Source organism: Enterobacter vonholyi (genome assembly GCF_040834095.1).
Taxonomy (GTDB): domain Bacteria; phylum Pseudomonadota; class Gammaproteobacteria; order Enterobacterales; family Enterobacteriaceae; genus Enterobacter; species Enterobacter vonholyi.
Map to the genome: position 1 here is coordinate 1,434,148 of NZ_CP162152.1, position 22,286 is coordinate 1,456,433.

Annotated in this window: 23 protein-coding genes and 2 pseudogenes; 15 read left to right on the plus strand and 10 right to left on the minus strand. The window is 52.8% G+C overall.

Annotation, left to right across the window (positions count from 1 at the left end; all coding sequences use genetic code 11):
* The first annotated feature begins 148 nt into the window (after nucleotides 1-148).
* Nucleotides 149-1,585, plus strand: coding sequence for an SEFIR domain-containing protein (locus AB3N39_RS06755; protein ID WP_367897157.1), 1,437 nt, complete (start codon nucleotides 149-151; stop codon nucleotides 1,583-1,585).
* Here the strand turns inward: AB3N39_RS06755 and AB3N39_RS06760 are convergent.
* Nucleotides 1,551-1,950 (minus strand): annotated as a pseudogene (locus AB3N39_RS06760) (capsid portal protein); the annotation flags it as partial. The gene AB3N39_RS06755 and the pseudogene AB3N39_RS06760 overlap by 35 nt on opposite strands.
* Here AB3N39_RS06760 and AB3N39_RS06765 point away from each other — a divergent pair.
* Nucleotides 1,877-2,158, plus strand: a complete 282-nt coding sequence (locus tag AB3N39_RS06765; protein ID WP_367897158.1) for a phage virion morphogenesis protein — start codon at nucleotides 1,877-1,879, stop codon at nucleotides 2,156-2,158. The pseudogene AB3N39_RS06760 and the gene AB3N39_RS06765 overlap by 74 nt on opposite strands.
* On the opposite strand, the gene AB3N39_RS06770 is transcribed toward AB3N39_RS06765, so the two are convergent.
* Together AB3N39_RS06770 and AB3N39_RS06775 are read right to left on the minus strand one after the other, a co-directional pair.
* A complete protein-coding gene (locus AB3N39_RS06770; protein ID WP_367897159.1) occupies nucleotides 2,148-2,777 on the minus strand; it encodes a hypothetical protein in 630 nt (209 codons plus the stop codon). The two genes, AB3N39_RS06765 and AB3N39_RS06770, sit on opposite strands and share 11 nt — an antisense overlap.
* Nucleotides 2,778-2,782: 5 nt before the next feature.
* On the minus strand, nucleotides 2,783-3,817 hold the full coding sequence (locus AB3N39_RS06775; protein WP_367897160.1) for an ATP/GTP-binding protein: 1,035 nt from the start codon (nucleotides 3,815-3,817) through the stop codon (nucleotides 2,783-2,785).
* Nucleotides 3,818-4,122: 305 nt separating this feature from the next.
* On the opposite strand from AB3N39_RS06775, the pseudogene AB3N39_RS06780 reads away from it, so the two are divergent.
* Nucleotides 4,123-4,632, plus strand: a pseudogene (locus AB3N39_RS06780) (phage baseplate assembly protein V).
* 113 nt (nucleotides 4,633-4,745) lie between these two features.
* On the opposite strand, the gene AB3N39_RS06785 reads toward AB3N39_RS06780, so the two are convergent.
* Nucleotides 4,746-5,345, minus strand: a complete 600-nt coding sequence (locus tag AB3N39_RS06785; protein ID WP_367897161.1) for a GIY-YIG nuclease family protein — start codon at nucleotides 5,343-5,345, stop codon at nucleotides 4,746-4,748.
* 333 nt (nucleotides 5,346-5,678) lie between these two features.
* Entirely contained in the window at nucleotides 5,679-7,364 is a 1,686-nt protein-coding gene (locus AB3N39_RS06790; protein WP_111963874.1) for an aspartate:alanine antiporter, read from the minus strand.
* A 273-nt stretch (nucleotides 7,365-7,637) separates the two neighbouring features.
* Between AB3N39_RS06790 and AB3N39_RS06795 the strand changes: the two genes are divergently transcribed.
* Nucleotides 7,638-8,012 carry an inner membrane protein YbjM gene (locus tag AB3N39_RS06795; protein WP_111963875.1) on the plus strand — a complete coding sequence of 125 codons (375 nt, stop codon included), beginning with the start codon at nucleotides 7,638-7,640 and terminating at the stop codon, nucleotides 8,010-8,012.
* 30 nt (nucleotides 8,013-8,042) lie between these two features.
* Here AB3N39_RS06795 and AB3N39_RS06800 read toward each other — a convergent pair whose 3' ends face one another.
* Nucleotides 8,043-8,312 carry a GrxA family glutaredoxin gene (locus AB3N39_RS06800; protein WP_006809455.1) on the minus strand — a complete coding sequence of 90 codons (270 nt, stop codon included), beginning with the start codon at nucleotides 8,310-8,312 and terminating at the stop codon, nucleotides 8,043-8,045.
* Nucleotides 8,313-8,497: 185 nt separating this feature from the next.
* Between AB3N39_RS06800 and nfsA the strand changes: the two genes are divergently transcribed.
* The 11 genes from nfsA (at nucleotide 8,498) to AB3N39_RS06855 (ending at nucleotide 19,174) form a co-directional block, all read left to right on the plus strand.
* Nucleotides 8,498-9,220, plus strand: coding sequence for a nitroreductase NfsA (gene nfsA / locus AB3N39_RS06805; RefSeq protein WP_111963876.1), 723 nt, complete (start codon nucleotides 8,498-8,500; stop codon nucleotides 9,218-9,220).
* A 69-nt stretch (nucleotides 9,221-9,289) separates the two neighbouring features.
* Nucleotides 9,290-10,192, plus strand: coding sequence for a 30S ribosomal protein S6--L-glutamate ligase (rimK, locus tag AB3N39_RS06810; RefSeq protein WP_111963877.1), 903 nt, complete (start codon nucleotides 9,290-9,292; stop codon nucleotides 10,190-10,192).
* A gap of 63 nt (nucleotides 10,193-10,255) precedes the next feature.
* The gene (locus AB3N39_RS06815) at nucleotides 10,256-10,732 is read left to right on the plus strand and encodes a YbjN domain-containing protein (protein WP_014169308.1); all 477 of its coding nucleotides are present in this window, start codon (nucleotides 10,256-10,258) and stop codon (nucleotides 10,730-10,732) included.
* A 351-nt stretch (nucleotides 10,733-11,083) separates the two neighbouring features.
* A complete protein-coding gene (potF, locus tag AB3N39_RS06820; protein WP_023617461.1) occupies nucleotides 11,084-12,196 on the plus strand; it encodes a spermidine/putrescine ABC transporter substrate-binding protein PotF in 1,113 nt (370 codons plus the stop codon).
* 98 nt (nucleotides 12,197-12,294) lie between these two features.
* On the plus strand, nucleotides 12,295-13,428 hold the full coding sequence (gene potG / locus AB3N39_RS06825; protein ID WP_024907855.1) for a putrescine ABC transporter ATP-binding subunit PotG: 1,134 nt from the start codon (nucleotides 12,295-12,297) through the stop codon (nucleotides 13,426-13,428).
* A 10-nt stretch (nucleotides 13,429-13,438) separates the two neighbouring features.
* Complete coding sequence (potH, locus tag AB3N39_RS06830) at nucleotides 13,439-14,392, plus strand: putrescine ABC transporter permease PotH (protein ID WP_133294074.1); 954 nt, start codon at nucleotides 13,439-13,441, stop codon at nucleotides 14,390-14,392.
* Complete coding sequence (potI, locus tag AB3N39_RS06835; protein ID WP_367897162.1) at nucleotides 14,389-15,234, plus strand: putrescine ABC transporter permease PotI; 846 nt, start codon at nucleotides 14,389-14,391, stop codon at nucleotides 15,232-15,234. Before potH ends, potI begins: the two co-directional genes overlap by 4 nt.
* A 65-nt stretch (nucleotides 15,235-15,299) precedes the next feature.
* Nucleotides 15,300-15,773, plus strand: coding sequence for a YbjO family protein (locus tag AB3N39_RS06840; RefSeq protein ID WP_024907853.1), 474 nt, complete (start codon nucleotides 15,300-15,302; stop codon nucleotides 15,771-15,773).
* A gap of 40 nt (nucleotides 15,774-15,813) precedes the next feature.
* A complete protein-coding gene (gene rlmC, locus AB3N39_RS06845) occupies nucleotides 15,814-16,941 on the plus strand; it encodes a 23S rRNA (uracil(747)-C(5))-methyltransferase RlmC (protein ID WP_136194592.1) in 1,128 nt (375 codons plus the stop codon).
* 72 nt (nucleotides 16,942-17,013) lie between these two features.
* The gene (locus AB3N39_RS06850) at nucleotides 17,014-17,721 is read left to right on the plus strand and encodes a response regulator transcription factor (protein ID WP_115874592.1); all 708 of its coding nucleotides are present in this window, start codon (nucleotides 17,014-17,016) and stop codon (nucleotides 17,719-17,721) included.
* Entirely contained in the window at nucleotides 17,705-19,174 is a 1,470-nt protein-coding gene (locus AB3N39_RS06855) for a sensor histidine kinase (RefSeq protein WP_367897163.1), read from the plus strand. Before AB3N39_RS06850 ends, AB3N39_RS06855 begins: the two co-directional genes overlap by 17 nt.
* Before the next feature lie 80 nt (nucleotides 19,175-19,254).
* On the opposite strand, the gene artJ is transcribed toward AB3N39_RS06855, so the two are convergent.
* From artJ to artI, 4 genes are all read right to left on the minus strand, one after another.
* On the minus strand, nucleotides 19,255-19,986 hold the full coding sequence (gene artJ, locus AB3N39_RS06860; RefSeq protein WP_021240923.1) for an arginine ABC transporter substrate-binding protein ArtJ: 732 nt from the start codon (nucleotides 19,984-19,986) through the stop codon (nucleotides 19,255-19,257).
* A gap of 173 nt (nucleotides 19,987-20,159) precedes the next feature.
* Entirely contained in the window at nucleotides 20,160-20,828 is a 669-nt protein-coding gene (gene artM / locus AB3N39_RS06865; protein WP_367897164.1) for an arginine ABC transporter permease ArtM, read from the minus strand.
* Nucleotides 20,828-21,544, minus strand: a complete 717-nt coding sequence (artQ, locus tag AB3N39_RS06870; protein ID WP_025756069.1) for an arginine ABC transporter permease ArtQ — start codon at nucleotides 21,542-21,544, stop codon at nucleotides 20,828-20,830. The genes artM and artQ overlap by 1 nt, the downstream gene beginning before the upstream one ends.
* Nucleotides 21,545-21,550: 6 nt before the next feature.
* The gene (artI, locus tag AB3N39_RS06875) at nucleotides 21,551-22,282 is read right to left on the minus strand and encodes an arginine ABC transporter substrate-binding protein ArtI (protein ID WP_008500032.1); all 732 of its coding nucleotides are present in this window, start codon (nucleotides 22,280-22,282) and stop codon (nucleotides 21,551-21,553) included.
* Nucleotides 22,283-22,286: the final 4 nt, after the last annotated feature.

The following is a 22,286-nucleotide window of genomic DNA, read 5'->3' on the forward strand; positions in this document are numbered from 1 at the left end:
ATTTGCAAGCTGATATTCATGTTTGGCTTGAGTTATGGACGTAGCAACATTCTAGATGTTATAACAAAGCTTTAGCTTGCCGTCATTTTTTGTAGGCTAATACGGAAGTTACTCTGATTTTTTTTCGATTTCTTAATTTGGAGTCAAAATGGAAGCTAACCCCCCAAAAGTTTTTGTATCATATAGTTGGACAACTCCTGAGCATGAAGATTTTGTAATTAAGCTGGCTGAGGATTTAGTTAGCTCAGGTGTGGATGTAATAATAGATAAATGGTGTCTTCGTGATGGGCAAGACTCTTATGCTTTTATGGAAAGCATGGTCAATGACAAAACTATTAGTAAAGTATTGATCATCAGCGATAAAGGATATGCAGAGAAAGCTAATAATCGAAAAGGTGGGGTTGGTACAGAAACTCAAATAATTTCACCAGAAATTTATTCTTCTGCAGAGCAAACGAAGTTTGTCGTTGTCGTCACGGAAAAGGATGACGAAGGACGGTTCTATGTGCCGAACTTTTATAAAGGTCGTTTATTCATTGATATGACCGACTCAAGTTCCATGTCTGAAGGAGTTGAAAGGATTCTAAGATGGATATTCGATAGACCTGTTTTTGTTAAGCCGGAACTGGGAAAGAAACCTGCGTTTCTTGACGAACCGTCTGAAGTTTCCCTCGGAACGACAGCATATTATACCAGGGCTATGGATGCTATACGCAACGGTAAGATTACCGCAGCAGGATGTTATGATGAATACTTAACTGTCTTGGCTAATAACCTTGAACGTATAAGATTTCGTACGGCAGAACATGATGAACCTGATGAAGCATTTCTTAAAAATATAGAGTCTTTTATCCCAGCGAGAAATGAATTTATTAATTTAACTTACTTGGCTGCAAGATATAATTCAGGCATGGATTACTCTAAGAGTCTTCACAAGTTCTTTGAGGCTGCACTTAGTTATTATTATCCCCAGGAGAATGTTGGTGCTTACCATAATTATGATTTTGATAATTATAAATTTCTGATTCATGAGTTGTATTTGTATTCAATTGCTGCATTATTGAAAAATGAGCGTTTTAATGAATGCCTTGATTTGTTTAGTGGTTTTTATATATCTAGAAAAATCGAAAGAGGTAATGATCCACTTTCTTCATTTATTGATATCAGGGCGTATGTGGAAATCCTACAATGGAGGAATGAACATAAGAAATTAAGACGGCTTTCGCTTCACGCGGATCTTTTAAAAGAAAGATGTCATTCGGTTCCAATTACGTTCACTGATATAAATCAAGCTGACTTTGTTTGTTATCTCCGTTCAGTAATTCAATCTGCAGACTACTACTACATGTGGTGGCCCACAACATTACTTTATGTAAGAGGTTATTTTCCTTTTGAGATTTTTGCCAAATCTAAATCAAAAGGTTACTTCTCAAAAATTAAAGGGCTCATAGCAATTGAAGATGCCGATAAATTTAAGCAGAATATGCATAAATTGGAAGAAAGTGATAGGCTACCTAAATGGGAATTTGATCGGATTTCACCTGTGAGGCTTAGTAATGCAGATGGCATTGCCACAATAGAATGAGGGTAAAATACTCTCCATCATAAGAGCTTAAATTATCTGACTTGCATGGCTGGTAAGCTAAGACCAATTTATTTAACCAGCCATTAACTTCTTCCAATTTTTTTTAGGTATGGGGTTAATTCATGTCTAACAAATACATTCTCTATCTTTTCTATATCCCCCAACATTACTCGACATGATCACCATCATTTTCGGCGGAAAGCAGTGCGCTTGAATCATGCCGCCCCGGTTGACATTTTTGAGGTTCAGAAACTCATTTTTGCCGCGACCTCTAACTGCGGGATGCTTTGAATGCCATCCTTTTTACCATTGAGAAAATACATACACAGGTTGTGGAAGTTGCCCGACCTTTTGGCGCGTTTTAGATCCAGAGCAAATTCTAACTGTGTGCAGTTTGAGGGGAAGGTGCTGTCGATAGCGCGGGTGCATCATTACGGCTTGCATGATCATGTAAGCCGTGGTGGGCTGGAGGCACTGTATTCGGAGCGGAGATCTTTAGGCATTAATAATGCCGTTATGATCATTGTCCGTAATACCGTCCTCCATTTGTTAAGAAAAAACCTTATGGATTAGAAAAGCTTATTAAGCTTTGGCAAAAGATTTTTATATCATCGCATATTCTATCCGTGCTCATATGCTCAAGGACATCGTCTCTTGTAATTGAGAATTCATGTTTAAGGCTATTTTTTCCATCAATGAAAATTTCTTTACCTCGTGCATCTCTAAGGGCATGAGCTATATCCGAAGAAACTATTGATGGCGGCATGAACAAAGCATGTCTAAGACCAAAGAAACTATGCACGCTTTGTTCACTTTTATTTGCAGCTAAGGATATGGCTGTAACATCCAAGAAATAATTTTCGATGTGTCTTCGCCTCCATTTCATTGCTTGAAAGTTAGGGTCGTTATAAGTAGTACCTTTATCTTTTAGATTGATATCAACGGAACCATCGCTGTCATCATCTCGGTCTCTTATGCTAATGGTTTTTAAATCGGGAATCTCGGCTTTGAGTTGTTTGTGAAGCTGAAATCTCTCAGAGGATTTTCCGGTCCAAAACCAAGTTACAAGATTTTTAGGCCATTCAAGATTTAATTTTGTGAAAATTTTCTTCAAAAATCTCTCATCGCTAACACCTTCAACTATTAATAATCGTTTTTGTTCTGTTAATTTATGCACTTTAGGGCTAAACATTGTGCCTATGCCATCAACAACCCAATTTTATCATCATCAGAGCCTAGGTATTTACCTTTTGCATTTGAAAGAGCAAGTATCTTATACGGTTCATATGCTCTAATAAGCTCTGTTGAATGTGTTGCCAATAATACTTGCTTACCATTCCTGATGGTTATTTCTTCTAAGCGTTCTGTAAGGTTTTTCTGCAGTTGCGTATGTAGGTGAGCATCCGGTTCATCAAGTAAAATCACATTGAATTCTTCCGATAACGCTAGGGTGTAAACACTCAACCATTGAAGAAAGCCACTTCCTTCAACCATTATGTCTCTAGCATTAAAATTCTTATGTTTCGTGAATTGATATCCATTGGCAACGCCTGAAACGCATTCTATTTTTAAATAACTATGATATTGTTCATTGAATGGTGTGACTTCAATTTTAAGCGAAAAAATATCAAATAGTGTTTTTTGTAAAATTTCCCACGCATCTCGGGATCGTAATTCGTTTAAGTTCTTTGTTGAAATTCTGTCTCCTGTTCCTTTGAGTTTTTGGCGTTTGAGATGATTCGATAGATGGATGTCGTATAGAGAGTTTCTTATTACTCCGCCGGACAAACCTTGCCCTATTAATCTATTTCGCATTGCTGGGCTCATTCTGACTTCGCGGTCTGTAATTCCAGCGAAAGGTGGCAGGTAAGCAATTTGAGGGATGTTTTCATTGTTTGGAGAACCATCAGCATTCTGAATTTCAGTTATGGATAGGTTACTGGCTGTGTTTTTAATGAAAAGTCTGTCGTTGGCTAATGATAATCCCATTTCTAAATGTTTTTCATTACCCGATTTATCATCCCAGTATAATTTTATTTTAAGAGTATACCCATCTGATTCTGTTTGCTTTTGGGATTTTAAATTCGTCCATAAATGGCTTAGGGATGGGATGAACATTGGGGTGAAATCAACTATACCTAATCCCAAACCTTGATTTGTCGCTCCCCTTGTCCAGCTTAATCTTCCTTTTTCAATTTCCAATAAAGTTTTGCAAAACTGCCATGTTGCCATCGCTTGAAGTAAAGACGACTTTCCAGAGTTATTGCCTCCCACTACAAGACTCAGCTCATTATTTAATTTTATTGAGGAGTCTTTGTATTTTTAGAATTTTTTTAGCTCAACCTTTTTTATATGCATTGTGAAATCCCTATTATTTTGCTTAATCTGAGAACTTCGTTGTCAGAACTGAAATACTTTACTACTCATTCGCTTGTTCCTAAAGAGGATTGTTTGGGGCTTGATACAATTGCTCGTGATTTTCGGAAACGTTAGATTGTGACCCCTTGCCTGTTCTGAACGCATAACCCTCAGAATCCATGTGCTTTACTCACAACCTAATGCGCACCGGCACCGTGACCGAAGTTGAGCGAGGCAACTGGTTGTGCCAGATAAAGGTAGGCGAATTTCAAATGAAACTAACTAGATTAACTGCCTTACACTGCGTGGGGGCTCATACCTGGTGGCGTCCGTAGCCGGATGGGCAGCTTGTGGTTATTAAGATGGGGCAATTTAGAAACTGCATTCACACTGCCTGTTATTTCCTTCAGCCAGTTTGCGCCGTCTGCGTATTCCGCAGGCGGTAACGTGACGTATTACCCGCAGCTTGTTTGAGTACGAACCCACCATCGTGCGCTGGCACGTTAGGGCATCAAATCTATGGTGTTCGAGGTGACATACAATGTCACATTCAAAACCTCTGGATTTGTCGTAGAGGCCGATACCACTTGCATCAACAGCGAGATGATTATTAACGGCACTGTTACCCAAAGCGGCGGTCCGATGAGTTCCAGCGGGAGCGGGTAGATGATCATACCCATATTCACTAACGCGTTGTTACTGAAAGCGCCGCTGGTAAATCCGGCCTTGGCGGGCAAGCAGTCGCTGGACAAAATGCAGGAAAATTGAGCTTATTGAGCCAGGCGCACCGGCGTAGCTTTTGTTACTGTGCCACTACTCTTCTTCTGGAACCCCGCTCATTAGCAATCTCCATCAATCTTGCCTCCGCAGCAGCCTGACTTCGCATTCCTGAAAGCGTCATTTTAAAGCTATGAGCATTTCCCTGAATGTTTAGTGGTAAGGAAAGCGATGCGATCAGTGTGTCTTCAAGTTCCCAGGGCGCATCAACAGGAAGCCAGTGAACTTTGGCATTATTTTCCATCCAGACATCAAGCCACTGCTCGCCAGGGTGAGTAAATGTCATTCTGGATCCAGAACCCACGCGGCGCAGGGGAAAGCCACTTAAACCACTCAATAACACACCCAGCGTGCGCCTGAGTGTTGAGCCAGCCGCATTGCCGCTGTAATGCGTTTTGATTCGTTTCCTTAAGTTCGAACGGCTGTAAGGTTTCCCTCTCTGGTCGGGCGAAATACCAACGTATAGCAGTGTGTAGCCGTCTGAGGTAATGCAGCCCTCGGTCGGCACGCCTGGAGGAATTTCCTTAAACCACCAAAAATAGACGCCATTTACTGGCGGAACTGGCGAAGGTTTGCTCATTACTTCCGTTCTGCTGTAGGTTTTCTCGGGATAAAAATCGAACATGCGGCTTTCCTTGCTGACGTTTTTCCTGATTTTATTCGTTTGTTGTCAGGGAGCGATAGTTTTCTGAAGCCAGGAAGAAAAAAAGTAAGGGGATATGGTTTTGTCTGGCGCTGACGCCCAACATCAGAAAGCGTGGCTGTAAGCGATTGATTTTTTGTGTAAGGGAATTTCAGGCAACAAAAAACCCATCAACCTTGAACCAAAACGGCGGGGTTGATGGGCTCCACAAATTGGGGACATCAAAGAAAAGCAGTGGCACTAGTTATGACTGCCCCCTGATAAAAAAGTTCTGCGCGTAACAAAAATATTTTCCACCACGCGCATTCTTAGGAGTTATCCGAGTCCGGGCCAGATGATGATAATCAGCGTACCCGCCAGCGTCAGCAGCACGTTAGCGATAGCATACGTGCCCGCATAGCCCAGCGCCGGGATGTTGCTGCGCGCGGTATCGCTGATGATTTCCATCGCAGGCGCACAGGTACGCGCGCCCATCATTGCCCCGAAGAGCAGGGCGCGGTTCATGCGCAGCACGTAGGCGCCGAACAGGAAGCAGATCACCACCGGCACCAGGCTGACGATAAGTCCGGAAACCAACATTTGCCAGCCGACGGCGCCCAGGCTGTGGCCAATGCCGCTGCCCGCGCTTAAGCCGACGCCTGCCATAAACACCATCAGACCGAACTCTTTCACCATGTTCAGCGCGCCCTGCGGAATGTAGCCGAAGGTCGGATGGTTCGCTCGCAGGAAGCCCAGCATGATCCCGGCGAACAGCAGCCCGGCGGCGTTACCGATGCCGAAGCTAAAGTTGCTGAACTGGAAGGTGATCATCCCGATCATCAGACCAACGATAAAGAAGGCGCAGAAGGCCAGCAGGTCGGTGACCTGGCTGTGAATGGAGATAAAGCCGATGCGGTCGGCCACGGTTTTCACGCGTCGGGCGTCGCCGCTGACCTGCAGCACGTCGCCTTTGTTGAGCACCACGTTGTCGTCGATAGGCATCTCAATCTGGCTGCGGATCACGCGGTTGAGGAAGCAGCCGTGGTCCGTCAGCTTCAGCTGCGCCAGGCGGCGGCCAACGGCGTTATGGTTTTTCACCACGATCTCTTCGGTGACGATACGCATGTCGAGCAGGTCGCGGTCGAACACCTCTTTGCCGTTACGGAAGCTCGGGTCGAGACGGGCGTGGGCGTCCGGGTAACCCACCAGCGCGATGTCGTCGCCCATCTGCAGCACCGCGTCGCCGTCCGGGTTCGCCAGAATGCCGTTGCGGCGGATACGTTCGATATAGCAGCCCGTCTGGCGATAAATCCCCAGCTCGCGCAGATTTTTGCCGTCTGCCCATGCCACCAGCTCTGGCCCGACGCGATAGGCGCGGATCACCGGGAGATAGACTTTACGTTTGGAATCGGTATCCAGACCGCGCTCGCGGGCGATTTGCTGGGCGCTGGTCTGTAGATCCTGGTGCTGCAGTTTTGGCAGATAGCGTGCGCCAACGATCAGGCTCACCAGACCAATCAGATAGGTCAGGGCATAGCCCAGGCTCAGGTGGTCGAGTGCGGCAGAAAGCTGTGCGCCGGCCATGCCGGAATGACGCAGGGTATCACCGGCACCCACGAGCACGGGAGTGGAGGTCATGGAGCCTGCCAGCATACCGGCCGTTAACCCGATATCCCAGCCAAACAGTTTACCCAGTCCTAACGCGATCAGCAGCGCGCTGCCGACCATCACCAGCGCCAGCATCAGATAATTTTTGCCGTCGCGGAAGAAAATTGAAAAAAAGTTCGGTCCCGCTTCCACGCCAACACAAAAAATAAACAGCATAAAACCTAAGTTGAGCGCGTCCGTGTTAATGCTGAAGTGCTGTTGACCTAATAATAAGGAGACGACTAAAACGCCAATGGAATTACCAAGTTGAACTGAACCCAGGCGCAATTTACCCAGGCAAAGGCCCAGCGCCAGTACCACAAATAATAACAGGATGTAATTCCCATTTAACAAGTCTGCGACGTTTATATTCACGGAGGCTAACTTCTTGTTTACCAGTAAGTTGTTGAATGAAAGAACTATTTGGGCTACTGTTTTCTGGGTCAGGGAAAGGCGTTAACGCTCCCTGTTTCCTGCTTTATTCCCTAAAACATTAGCTGGCGTGTAGTTTAATCGCATTAGCTACTGACAGCTACCTATTATCGCATCACCCTGTGCGTACTTTGGCAAGGATTGCCGCATTGCTTTATCTGACCGGGCGTCTACCCGACGAAGCTGTATTTGATAGAGATAAGTCAGGAGGATAGTTTGAACATTAAACGAAACTGGGCGGGGGTGATCAGCTGCTTTTTGCTGTTTACCGTCGTGTGTATGTCGCTCGCTTTTAATCTGAAAGGGGCATTCAGGGCTGCCGGACACCCGGAGCTGGGGCTGCTCTTTTTTACCCTGCCGGGAGCGGCAGCCAGTTTTCTTTCCCGTAAAGGGGAAGTGGTCAAGCCGCTAATTGGCGCCATGCTGGCGGCACCGCTGTGTCTGCTGCTGATGCGTATGCTGTATGTTTCAACGCGAAGTTTCTGGCAGGAGCTGGCGTGGTTGATGAGCGCCGTATTCTGGTGCGCCCTTGGCGCGCTCTGCTACTTATTTGTGCGCAGTCTGCTTCAACGCCGACGGCACCACAAATAAAAACGCCCTCTCGGTGAGGGCCTCCTTTCATTACTGGGCAGCAAACAGGCCCAGGTGCTCTTTGGCATAGGCTTCAAAGTCGGTGCAGCCGCCGATGTGTTTCTGATCGAGGAAGATCTGCGGTACGGTTTCAACCGGCTTACCGACGGTTTTTTCGAGATCCGCTTTCGTGATGCCTTCCGCGTGGATATCCACGTAGCGGAAGTTGAAGTCATCGCGCTCTTCGGTCAGTTTCTCAGCCAGCTCTTTCGCGCGCACACAGTAAGGGCACCCTGGACGACCAAAAATTACTGCAAACATTTCTCTCTCCTCAAAAAAACAAGCCTGACGGCGAATGACACGTATAGTGCCCCATAACCTGTCGTCATTAAAGAAGGTTTCGCCTGTCGTTATAATATCTATGAGCTATGTTTCGCCAATTACACCGCGCATATCATTGCCTATACTGGCTGCCATACGTATTAAGCAAGACAAAGAGAGACAAGATGACGCCAACCATAGACCTGCTCCTTTCCCATCGTTCCATTCGCCACTTCACCGATGAGCCGATTACCGATGCGCAGCGCGAAGCGATTATTAACAGCGCAAGGGCGACTTCAAGTTCCAGCTTCCTGCAGTGCAGCTCCATTATCCGCATTACCGACCCGGCCATGCGTGAACAGCTGGTGACGCTGACCGGCGGGCAGAAGCATGTGGCTCAGGCAGCCGAGTTCTGGGTATTCTGCGCCGACTTTAACCGCCACCTGCAGATCTGCCCTGAGGCCGAGCTCGGGCTGGCCGAACAGCTGCTGTTGGGCGTGGTGGATACCGCGCTGATGGCGCAAAACGCCTTTACGGCGGCGGAGTCGCTGGGATTAGGCGGCGTCTACATCGGAGGCCTGCGTAACAACATTCAAAGCGTGACCGACCTGCTGAAGCTGCCAAAACACGTGCTGCCGCTGTTTGGCCTGTGTCTCGGCTGGCCGGCGGATAACCCGGATCTGAAACCGCGTATTCCCGCGGCGATGCTGGTGCACGAAAACCACTACCAGCCGGTCGATCAGGACGTCCTGAATCAATACGATGAAGAGCTGGCGAACTACTACCTGACGCGCGGCAGCAATAACCGTCGCGACACCTGGACTGACCATATTCGCCGCACCATCATTAAAGAAAATCGCCCGTTTATTCTTGATTATCTGCACAAACAGGGCTGGGCTACGCGATAGTCCATTTATCCTGCGCCTGCCTGCGTATATGATACGCAGGCTTTTTCCATGTCTTCAGAGAGGTGCAGGGTGAAAATTGCCATATTGTCCCGGGATGGAACGCTCTATTCATGTAAGCGTCTTCGAGAAGCGGCGGCGAAACGCGGACATCAGGTTGAGATCCTCGACCCGATGTCCTGCTATATGAACATTGACCCTGCCGCCTCGTCGATTCACTACAAAGGCCGCAAGCTGCCGCACTTTGATGCGGTGATCCCCCGCATCGGCTCCCAGATAACCTTTTACGGCACCGCTGCATTGCGCCAGTTCGAGATGCTGGGCAGCTATCCGCTCAACGAATCCGTCGCCATTTCACGCGCCCGCGACAAGCTGCGCTCGCTGCAGCTGCTCGCGCGCCAGGGGATCGATCTTCCCGTCACCGGGATTGCCCATTCACCGGACGACACCAGCGATCTGATCGACATGGTGGGCGGTGCCCCTTTGGTGATCAAGCTGGTGGAAGGCACACAGGGCATTGGCGTGGTGCTGGCGGAGACGCGTCAGGCAGCGGAGAGCGTGATTGACGCCTTCCGCGGGCTGAATGCCCATATTCTGGTGCAGGAGTACATTGAAGAGGCCAAAGGGCGCGACATCCGGTGTTTCGTGGTGGGAAACGAGGTGGTGGCGGCCATCGAGCGCCAGGCCAAAGAGGGCGATTTCCGCTCTAACCTTCACCGCGGCGGCATTGCCAGAATCGCCGATATCAGCGACCAGGAGCGGGAAATTGCCGTCAAAGCGGCGCAGACTTTGGGGCTGGACGTGGCAGGCGTAGACCTGCTACGGGCGACGCGAGGGCCACTGGTTATGGAAGTGAACGCCTCGCCGGGGCTTGAAGGCGTGGAAAAAACCACAGGGGTCGATATTGCGGGTAAAATGATCTTATGGATCGAGCGTCATGCGACGCCGGGCTACTGTCTGAAAACGGGTGGTTAAATGGATTACCGCGCGCTTTTTAAGTACCCTATGCGAAGTTTTTATTAAAGAGGCTGCAACGCGATGGATTTACAGGTCGTACCTACACTGGATACGTTACGTCAATGGCTTGATGATGCCGGAATTACGTTTTTCGAATGCGATTCCTGCCAGGCGCTGCATCTGCCTCATATGCAGAATTTCGACGGCATTTTCGATGCCAAAATCGATCTGATTAACGACGTGATCCTTTTCTCCGCGCTGGCCGAAGTGAAGCCCTCTGCGCTGCTGGCGCTGGCTTCCGACCTGTCAGCGATTAACGCCAGTTCTTTGACGGTGAAAGCATTTCTCGACATACAGGATGATAATCTGCCAAAACTGGTCGTTTGCCAGTCTTTATTCTCCGGAGCCGGGCTGTCATTCAAGCAGTTCTCATGGTTTATGCGCCTGAGCGAAGAGCAAATTTCGATGGTCATGATGGAAGCCAATGCACACCATCTGCTGTATAGCGCGGAAGATGATGCAGAGAATAATGATGCATCTCCCAATTTTCTTCACTAAGCCTGTCTGACTTTTGCGCAGTCGCTGCCATAGCGGCTGCAGAAGGCCATTTTTTCTGCTGCTTTTAACCTTTCTTTAAAGAATTATTCACCTCCCTGAAGGCCGTTTCGGCTTATCACGTAGACTTAACCTGCATAAAAAATTGATAAAAGGCGTTTTTTCGTCTGGGCTATAGCCGGGGACACGGGCTACAGTTATTCTTGCGATGCTTCAAAAAGCGAGCGGAAGCTGCCGGGTAAAGAGATTTCTTTTTATTTTGAGCAGAGCGACAAACTATGCATGATTTTTGCATACATTCAGATTGCACAGTTTTAGTTCGTTTGTTAACGAGCTTTCAGAAGGAATAACACTATGATCGCCTTGAATAAAAAATGGTTATCGGGTCTGGTTGCGGGTGCTCTGATGGCCGTCTCTGCCGGCACGCTCGCTGCGGAACAAAAAACGCTGCACGTTTATAACTGGTCTGACTATATTGCGCCGGACACGGTGGCAAATTTTGAAAAAGAGACCGGCATTAAAGTGGTCTACGACGTGTTCGATTCCAACGAAGTGCTGGAAGGAAAGCTGATGGCGGGCAGCACCGGGTTTGACCTCGTGGTGCCTTCCGCAAGCTTCCTCGAGCGCCAGCTGACGGCAGGCGTCTTCCAGCCGCTGGATAAGAGCAAATTATCGAACTGGAAAAACCTCGATCCGGAAGTGCTGAAGCTGGTGGCCAAACACGACCCGGACAACAAATACGCGATGCCGTATCTCTGGGCGACCACCGGTATCGGCTTTAACGTTGATAAAGTGAAGGCGGCGCTGGGCCCGGACGTGAAGCTGGACAGCTGGGACGTGGTGCTGAAGCCGGAAAACCTTGAGAAGCTGAAAAGCTGCGGCGTCTCCTTCCTCGATGCGCCGGAAGAGATTTTCGCGACCGTGCTGAACTACCTGGGCAAAGACCCGAACAGCAATAAGGCGGATGATTACACCGGCCCGGCGACCGATCTGCTGCTGAAGCTGCGTCCAAACATTCGTTACTTCCACTCGTCCCAGTACATTAACGACCTGGCGAACGGCGACATCTGCGTCGCGATTGGCTGGGCAGGGGACGTATGGCAGGCGGCGAACCGCGCGAAAGAGGCGAAAAACGGCGTGAACGTCTCCTACTTCATTCCGAAAGAGGGGGCGCTGGCCTTCTTCGACGTCTTCGCGATGCCGGCTGACGCCAAAAACAAAGACGAAGCGTATCAGTTCCTCAACTACCTGATGCGTCCTGAGGTTATCGCCCACATCAGCGACCACGTTTACTATGCGAACGGTAACAAGGCCTCCGTGCCGCTGGTGAGCCAAGAAATCCGTAATAACCCGGCAATCTATCCGCCAGCGGATGTGTTCGCCAAGCTCTTCACCCTGAAAGTCCAGGATCCAAAAATTGACCGCGTACGTACCCGTGCGTGGACCAAGGTGAAAAGCGGTAAATAACCCTTTGTTACAGGCCGGGCAAGCGAAGTGCCCCCGGCAACAGGTGCACCGTTCTGGTGCGCCTGCACCATGATTTGATTTCTGCCGGAGAGCACCCCGTGAATGACGCGATCCCCCGCCCGCAGGCGAAAGTCCGTAAAGCGCTGACCCCGCTTCTTGAAATTCGTAACCTCACTAAATCTTTCGATGGCCAGCATGCCGTGGACGACGTCAGCCTGACGATTTATAAAGGCGAGATTTTTGCTCTTCTGGGAGCTTCTGGCTGCGGTAAATCGACCCTGCTGCGTATGCTGGCCGGTTTTGAACAGCCCACCGCCGGGCAGATCATGCTCGATGGCGTGGATCTCTCCAGCGTACCGCCGTATCAGCGCCCGATTAACATGATGTTCCAGTCCTACGCGCTGTTCCCGCATATGACGGTGGAGCAGAACATCGCCTTTGGCCTGAAGCAGGACAAACTGCCGAAGGCCGAAATTACCGCGCGCGTGGCCGAGATGCTGAGCCTGGTACACATGCAGGAGTTCGCGAAGCGTAAACCGCACCAGCTCTCCGGCGGCCAGCGCCAGCGCGTGGCCCTGGCCCGCAGCCTGGCAAAACGCCCGAAACTGCTGCTGCTCGATGAGCCGATGGGCGCGCTGGATAAAAAGCTGCGCGACCGTATGCAGCTTGAAGTGGTCGATATCCTCGAGCGCGTGGGCGTGACCTGCGTGATGGTTACCCACGACCAGGAAGAAGCCATGACCATGGCCGGACGTATCGCAATCATGAACCGCGGGAAGTTCGTGCAGATTGGCGAGCCGGAAGAGATTTATGAGCATCCAACCACCCGCTACAGCGCGGAGTTCATCGGCTCGGTCAACGTCTTCGAAGGGCTGCTGAAAGATCGTCAGGAAGATGGTCTGGTCATCGAATCGCCGGGGCTGCAGCATCCGCTGAAGGTCGATCCGGATAACTCCGTGGTGGATAACGTGCCGGTCTACGTCGCGCTGCGTCCGGAGAAGATCATGCTCTGTGAGGATCCGCCTGCCGATGGCTATAACTTTGCCGTCGGTGAAGTGGTGCACATTGCCTATCTTGGCGACCTCTCCATCTATCACGTGCGCCTGAAAAGCGGGCAGATGCTCAGCGCGCAGTTACAGAACGAACATCGCTACCGCAAGGGGCAGCCGACCTGGGGCGACGAAGTGCGCCTGTGTTGGGATGCAGACAGTTGCGTTGTGCTGACGGTATAAGGAGCGGCCAATGAGTACACTTGAACCTCCAGCCCGCGCAGGCAAACCGGGCGGTTTTGCCCAGTGGCTGACGCGAATGCAGATGAACCACGGCCGCAAGCTGGTGATCGCCATGCCGTACGTGTGGCTGATCCTGCTGTTCCTGCTGCCGTTCCTGATTGTTTTCAAGATAAGCCTGGCGGAAATGGCGCGGGCAATCCCGCCTTACACCAACCTGCTGGACTGGGCCGACGGGCAGCTGACGCTGACCTTAAACCTGGGTAACTTCCTGCAGCTCACCGACGACCCGCTCTATTTCGAAGCCTATCTGCAGTCGCTGCAGGTGGCGGCCATCTCGACGCTCTGCTGTCTGGTGATGGGCTACCCGTTGGCGTGGGCGGTGGCGCACAGTAAGCCGTCGACCCGCAACATCCTGCTGCTGCTGGTAATCTTACCGTCGTGGACCTCGTTCCTGATCCGCGTTTACGCCTGGATGGGGATCCTGAAAAACAACGGCGTGCTGAACAACTTCCTGATGTGGCTCGGGGTTATCGATCAGCCCCTGACGATCCTGCACACCAACCTCGCGGTCTATATCGGTATTGTGTACGCCTATCTGCCGTTTATGGTGCTGCCGATCTACACGGCGCTGACCCGTATCGACTACTCGCTGGTGGAAGCGTCGCTCGATCTCGGCGCCCGTCCGTTAAAAACCTTCTTCAGCGTCATCGTCCCGCTGACCAAAGGCGGCATTATTGCCGGGTCGATGCTGGTCTTTATCCCGGCGGTGGGGGAGTTTGTGATCCCGGAACTGCTCGGCGGGCCAGACAGCATCATGATTGGTCGCGTGCTGTGGCAGGAGTTCTTCAATAACCGCGACTGGCCGGTGGCGTCAGCGGTGGCGATTATCATGTTACTGCTGCTGATCGTGCCGATCATGTGGTTCCACAAGCATCAGCAGAAACAGATGGGAGATCGCGGATGAACAACTTACCGGTAGTGCGCTCCCCGTGGCGAATCGCGATCCTGGTCATCGGCTTTACCTTCCTGTATGCGCCGATGCTGATGCTGGTGATCTATTCGTTTAACAGCTCCAAGCTGGTGACGGTCTGGGCAGGCTGGTCGACGCGCTGGTACAGCGAGCTGTTCCACGATGATGCAATGATGAGCGCGGTGGGGCTAAGCCTGACCATTGCGGCGCTGGCGGCGACCATGGCGTCAGTGCTGGGCACGATCGCCGCGCTGGTGATGGTGCGTTTCGGGCGTTTTCGCGGTTCGAACGGCTTCGCCTTTATGATTACCGCCCCGCTGGTCATGCCGGACGTGATCACCGGTCTCGCGCTGCTGCTTCTGTTCGTAGCCATGGCGCACGCCATCGGCTGGCCGGCAGATCGCGGCATGCTCACCATCTGGCTGGCGCACGTCACTTTCTGTACGGCCTACATAGCGGTAGTGATCTCCTCGCGCTTGCGCGAGCTGGATCGCTCCATTGAAGAGGCGGCGATGGATCTTGGCGCGACGCCGCTGAAGGTCTTTTTCATCATCACCCTGCCGATGATTATGCCGGCGGTGATCTCCGGCTGGCTGCTGGCGTTTACCCTGTCGCTCGACGATCTGGTGATCGCCAGCTTTGTTTCCGGCCCGGGGGCGACCACGCTGCCGATGCTGGTCTTCTCCAGCGTGCGTATGGGGGTCAACCCGGAGATCAACGCCCTGGCCTCTATCATCCTCGGCGTGGTCGGAATTGTCGGATTTATCGCCTGGTATTTGATGGCGCGCGCGGAAAAACAGCGCGTGCGCGATATCCAGCGTGCAAGACGCGGCTGAAGGATTTAAAATTTCCAGTGATGTGCCGCGCATGACGCGGCACTGTTTTTCAGGGAAGTAAAACATTGGGATTATTAAAAAAATCACGTATTACGCACGCGCGTCCTAACGTACCTGCGCTGGTTCAGGTGGCGGCGCTCGCCATTATTATGATCCGCTGCCTGGATGTGCTGATGATTCTCAACACCCTGGGCGTGCGCGGCATCGGTGAATTCATTCACCGCAGCGTGCAGACGTGGAATCTGACGCTGGTCTTTTTGAGCAGCCTGGTGCTGGTGTTTATCGAGATCTACTGCGCGTTTTCGCTGGTTAAAGGGCGCAACTGGGCGCGATGGGTCTATCTGCTGACGCAAATTACCGCCGCAAGCTATCTGTGGGCCGCCTCGCTGGGGTATGGCTACCCGGAGCTGTTCAGCATCGCCGGTGAATCCAAACGCGAGATCCTGCGCGCGCTATTTATGCAAAAACTGCCGGACATGCTGGTGCTCTTTCTACTCTTCGTTCCGGCTTCCAGTCGGAGATTCTTCCGCCTGCAATAATGTGTATAATCGCAGCCCTCGTGATTTTTAAGGTTTTCATATGCAGTGCGCACTCTATGACGCCGGACGCTGCCGCTCCTGTCAGTGGATAGAACAGCCGGTCCCTCAACAGCTCACCGCCAAAATGGCTGACCTGCAACAGCTGCTGGCAGAACACGCGGTGGGCGAGTGGTGCGCACCCGTCAGCGGCCCTGAACAGGGTTTTCGCAATAAAGCCAAAATGGTGGTCAGCGGCAGCGTAGAAAAACCGCTGCTTGGGATGCTGCACCGCGACGGCACGCCGGAAGACTTAACCGACTGCCCGCTGTATCCCGACTCGTTTGAGCCTGTCTTTGCCGCACTGAAACCGTTTATCGCGCGGGCGGGCTTAACGCCCTACAGCGTGGCCCGCAAGCGCGGCGAGCTGAAATACCTTCTGCTGACGGAAAGCCAGAAAGACGGCGGCATGATGCTGCGCTTCGTGCTGCGCTCTGAAACCAAGCTGGAGCAGCTGCGCGCGGCGCTGCCGTGGCTGCAGGCGCAGCTTCCGCAGCTGAAGGTCATTACGGCAAACATTCAGCCCGTGCATATGGCAATCATGGAAGGGGAGAAAGAGATTTTCTTCACCGACCAGCACGCGCTGGCCGAAAGCTTCAACGGGGTGCCGCTGTGGATCCGCCCGCAAAGCTTCTTCCAGACCAACCCGACCGTAGCAAGCAGCCTGTACGCCGCCGCCCGCGACTGGGTTCGTGCGTTAAACGTTCACCACATGTGGGATCTCTTCTGCGGCGTGGGCGGGTTTGGCCTGCACTGCGCCACGCCGGAGATGCAGCTCACCGGCATTGAGATCTCTGCCGAAGCGATTGCCTGCGCGAAGCAGTCTGCGTCTGAGCTGGGGTTAACGAATCTGCGCTTCCAGGCGCTCGACTCCACGCAGTTCGCCACCGGCCAGGGCAACGTGCCTGAGCTGGTGCTGGTCAACCCGCCGCGCCGCGGCATCGGCAATGCGCTGTGCGACTACCTGAGCCAGATGGCGCCAGAGTACATCATCTATTCCAGCTGCAACGCGCAGACCATGGCAAAAGACATTGCGCAACTACCGGGCTATCGCGTTGAACGCGTTCAGCTTTTTGATATGTTCCCGCACACCGCACACTATGAAGTGCTGACGTTGCTCGTAAAATCTTAAACAAAATGTGAACTCTTCATCCCGGCGAAATCAGGTAAGCTTACGTCATAAGAAATGAATGAAGGCTTACCCATGAAGCAGATCCTGCTGGTGGAAGACGACCACGATATCGCGGCGCTTCTGCGACTCAATTTAGAAGACGAAGGCTACGCCATCACCCACGAACCCGACGGGGGCAAAGCCCTGCAGCGTCTTGAAGCTCAGACGTGGGACGCGGTGATCCTCGACCTGATGCTGCCCAGCGTTGACGGCCTGGAGATTTGCCGCCGCATCCGTCAGATGACGCGCTACCTGCCGGTGATCATCATCAGCGCCCGCAGCAGTGAAACCGACCGCATCACCGGGCTGGAAACCGGCGCCGATGACTATCTGGCAAAACCGTTCTCCGTGCAGGAGCTGATTGCGCGCATCAAAGCGCTGTTCCGTCGCCAGCAGGCGATGGGGCAGGCGCAAACCGACGGTCAAATTCAGGCTCACGGACTGACCATCGATCCGCTGGCGCGCAGCGTGCTGCTTCACGGCCAGGTGGTGGATCTCACCCCGCGCGAGTTCGAACTGCTCTACTTCTTTGCCCGTCATCCCGGCGAGGTGTTCTCCCGTCTGGCGCTGCTGGAGCAGGTCTGGGGCTACCAGCACGAAGGCTACGAGCACACCGTCAATACCCATATCAATCGCCTGCGCATCAAGATTGAGAAGGACGCCGCCGAGCCGGAGATTATTCGCACCGTCTGGGGCAAGGGCTATAAATTTGCGGAGCCAAATCATGATGCGCCGCTTTAGCCTGAGCCAGCGCCTGACGCTGCTGTTCATCCTGCTGATGATGCTCTGCGCCACCGTCGCCTGCGCTGTACAGCTCTACAGCAGTACGCAGTACGGTAACGCGATGGTGCAGCGGCTGTCGGGCGGGCTGGCGCAGCAGATCGTTCAGCGGGAACCGATTCTGGACGGGCAGGGCAGGGTCGACCGAACGGCACTCAAGCCGCTGTTCGATCGGCTGATGACCTTTAATCCGAGCGTTGAGCTGTACGTCGTCTCCCCGGACGGCGATATCCTCGCCGATGCCGCACCGCCGGGCCATATTCAGCGGCAAAAAATCGACCTGGCGCCGGTGCAGAGCTTCCTGAGCGGCGCGCCCATGCCGGTATTGGGCGACGATCCTCGCAGTCAAAATAAAAAGGTCTTTAGCGCCACGCCGCTGCGGCAGGACGGCGAGCTAAAAGGCTATCTGTACATTATTTTGCAGGGCGAGGAGTCAAATGCTCTTGCGGAGATGGCCTGGCACAAGGCGCTGTGGAGTACCGTCCTGTGGTCGCTGCTGTGGGTCGCGCTGTTTGGGCTGCTGGCAGGGCTGCTGGTCTGGTACTGGGTCACGCGCCCGGTCAAACAGCTGACGGTGGAGGTCGCCGGGCTGGAGCAGGACAGCATAAGCGCCATCAGGCTGCTGGCGGGACAGACGTCGGACGCGGCGGCAAAAGATGAAGTGGCGATCCTGCGCAACAGCTTTATCGAGCTGGCGCGCAAAATCACCCAGCAGTGGGATCGGCTGGCCGACAGCGATCGCCAGCGCCGGGAGTTTATCGCCAATATTTCGCACGATCTCCGTACGCCGCTGACCTCGCTGCTGGGCTATCTCGAAACTCTGTCGCTCAAATCCGCCACGCTGACGCCGCAGGAGCACCAGCAGTATCTCGCCACCGCGCTGCGCCAGGGACAAAAGGTCCGTCATCTTTCTCAGCAGCTGTTTGAGCTGGCGCGCCTGGAGTACGGCGGTATTAAACCCCAGCGCGAGCGGTTCGCGATGGGAGAGCTGATTTCCGACGTGGCGCAGAAGTTTGAGCTCACCGCCCGCACGCGCGAGGTCAATCTGCATATTGACGTGCCGGGGCCGCTGCCGCTGATAAACGCCGATGTGTCGATGATTGAACGCGTGGTGACCAACCTGCTGGATAACGCGATGCGCCATACGCCTGGCGGCGGGGAGATTCGCCTGGCGGTGTGGCAGGAAAATGAACGGCTGCAGGTTGAAGTCTCCGACAGCGGAGCGGGCGTGGATGCCTCGCTGCGCGACGATTTGTTCCAGCGGCCGTCGGCGCTCAATACTCAGGCGTCGAGAGAGAATCGCGGCGGGTTGGGGCTGCTGATTGTGAAACGGATGCTGGAGCTGCACGGGGGTGGGATCAGGCTGATGGAGTCGGCGAGCGGAGCACGGTTCAGGTTCTTTGTGCCACTCTGAGAAATTCCCGGGTGGCGGCTTCGCCTGACCCGGCCTACAGACTACCACCCCCGTAGGCCGAGCCACCCGGCAAAAAAATCTTACTGCGGGAACCACTGCTCGCTAATTTTCTGGTACGTACCGTCTGCTTTAATCGCCTTCAGCGCGCCGTTCAGTTTTTCCAGCAGGGCTTTGTTATCCGGACGTACCGCGATACCCAGACCCGTGCCGAAGTACTGCGGATCGGTCACTTTCTCGGTTGCGGTGCCCAGCTGCGGATTGGTTTTCAGCCACTCGTTCACCACGGCGGTATCGCCGAAGACGCCGTCGATACGGCCATTTTTCAGGTCGATAATCGCGTTCTGGTAGCTGTCATAGGCCACGGTCTTCACTTCCGGATGTTTGTCCTGGAGATATTTCTGGTGCGTGGTGCCGTTTTCCATCCCGATGCGTTTGCCTTTCAGCTGATCGAATGAGGTATAAGCGCCTTTCTTCGCAATGACCACCGCCGAGTTGGCGTAGTACGGGTCGGTGAACGCGACCTGCTTGCTGCGCTCAGGCGTGATGTCCATCCCGGAGATTACCGCGTCGTATTTTTTGAACTTCAGCGACGGGATCAGGCTGTCAAAAGCATGGTTAGTAAAGGTGCAGTCGGCCTGCATTTGTTTGCACAGCGCTTTCGCCAGGTCGATATCGAAACCGACAATCTGGTTGCTGGCATCCAGTGATTCAAACGGCGGATAGGTGGCGGACACGCCGAAATTGATTTTATCAGCTGCGGATGCGCCAGCGGCGAAGGTGGCGAGTAATGCGGCCAGAACTAACTTTTTCATTGTAATGCTCCCGTCTGTCTTATTGATGCGCCGTGTCTGCGGCATGGATGTACAATGCCAGTTAATGAATTTATATGCAATAAAAATGATTAAGTATTATCTTTATCGCAAAAAAAAGCGGATAACCCATCAGGTTACCCGCTTCATGAATACCGTTTTATGCATTTTCGTGGTTAATTTCTGCGCTCAAACGCCAGCGCTTTACGCTCGATCAGGCGCATCATCAGCGTCAGCAGACCGTTCACCACCAGATAGACCACGCCCGCCGCGCCGAACACCATCACGTCATAGGTGCGCCCGTACAGCAGCTGTCCGTGACCCATCACTTCCATCAGGGTGATGGTGTAGGCCAGCGAGGTACTCTTGAATACCAGCACCACTTCGTTGGAATAGGAGGAGAGGGCGCGCTTAAAGGCGTACGGCAGCAGGATCGCCAGCGTGTCTTTCTTGCTCATGCCCAGCGCCCCGCAGGACTGCCACTGGCCTTCCGGGATGGCGCGGATCGCTCCGTAGAACAGCTGGGTGGTATAGGCCGCGCTGTTCAGCGAAAGGGCAATCAGGGCACACAGCCACGGCTCAGAAAGCAGATGCCAGATAACCGGATACTCCTGCAGCGACGGGAACTGGCCCGGGCCGTAGTAAATCAGGAAGATCTGCACCAGCAGCGGCGTACCGGTAAACAGGGTGATGTAGCCGCGCACAATCCACAGCAGCACCGGCGTTTTCAGCGTCAGGATGATGGTGAAGATAAGGGCCAGGATCAGCGCCACGATAATGGACGCCACGGTCAGCGTCAGGCTGGTATGCAGCCCTTTCATCAACTCGGGGAAATATTCAAGCATCAGCCTGGTCTCCGTTCAAAGCGCGTCGCTCGCAGGTCAATACGCTTGAGAATGTACTGACTGAGCAACGTGATCACCAGGTAGATCGCCGCCGCCACAATGTACCAGGTAAAGGGCTCCTGAGTACGGGTGGCGATGCTTTTGGTTTGCAGCATTAAATCATTGACGCTAATCAGGCTCACCAGCGCGGTATCCTTCAGCAGCACCAGCCACTGGTTGCCGAGACCCGGCAGGGCATGACGCCACATCTGCGGCATCACCAGACGGAAGAAGATGGCTGATTTCGACAGACCTAACGCCTGACCCGACTCCCATTGACCCTGCGGCACGGCCTTCAGCGCACCGCGGAGGGTTTGCGACGCGTATGCGGAGTAGAGCAGGGAGAGGGCAATCACGCCGCACAGGAACGGGCTGACGTCGAAGTTTTCGATCTGCATCTGCACCGGGATCTGCGCAAAGCCGAGATTAAGGGTGAAGCCGTCCGACAGCGTGAGCAGCAGCTGTGAGGAACCGAAATAGATAAACAGGACTACCAGAATTTCCGGTAGCCCACGCAGCACGGTGACCAGCGCGGAGCCTGTCCAGGCGACGGGGAACCATTTCGCGGATTCCCACACCGCAAAGAACATCGCCAGCACGAGGCCGATAATCAGTGCGCAAACGGCAAGGCCGACGGTCATCCCGGCGGCGCTTGCTAAAGGAAAAATTTCATTCATCAGGAATTACTTCTGGAACCATTTTTTGTAGATGGTTTCGTAGGTGCCGTCTTTCTTCACTTTTTCCAGCGCAGCGTTGAATTTCTGCTGCAGCTCAGTGTTGCCCTGACGAACGGCAATCCCCAGACCGGTACCGAAGTAATCCTTATCGGTCACTTTGTCGCCCACTGGCGCCAGCTTGTCGTTGGCTTTCAGCCATTCGGTCACGACAGCGGTATCGCCAAATACGCCGTCGATACGGCCATTCTGCAGATCCAGCTTCGCGTTCTGATAGCTGTCATATGGCACGGTGGTGATTTCCGGATGCTTATCCATGATGAATTTCTGGTGCGTGGTGCCGTTCTGCACGCCCACTTTTTTGCCTTTCAGCTGATCGACAGAGGTGAATTTGCCTTTCTGACCAATGAACAGGGCGGAGTTGTCGTAGTAAGGGGTGGTGAACAGCACCTGCTTTTCACGCTCCGGGGTGATGTCCATACCGGCCATTACGGCGTCGATACGGCGGAACTTCAGGCTTGGGATCAGGCTGTCGAACGCCTGGTTGCTGAAGGTGCAGGTCGCATCGATCTCTTTACACAGGGCGTTTGCCAGGTCTACGTCGAAGCCAACAATTTTGTTGTTCGCATCAATGGATTCAAACGGAGGGTAAGAGGCTTCCGTGGCGAAACGAATGGTCTGAGCTGCGGTAGCGGAAAGGGTAACGCCAGCAAGCAGCACGGCAAGTAATACTTTTTTCATTATA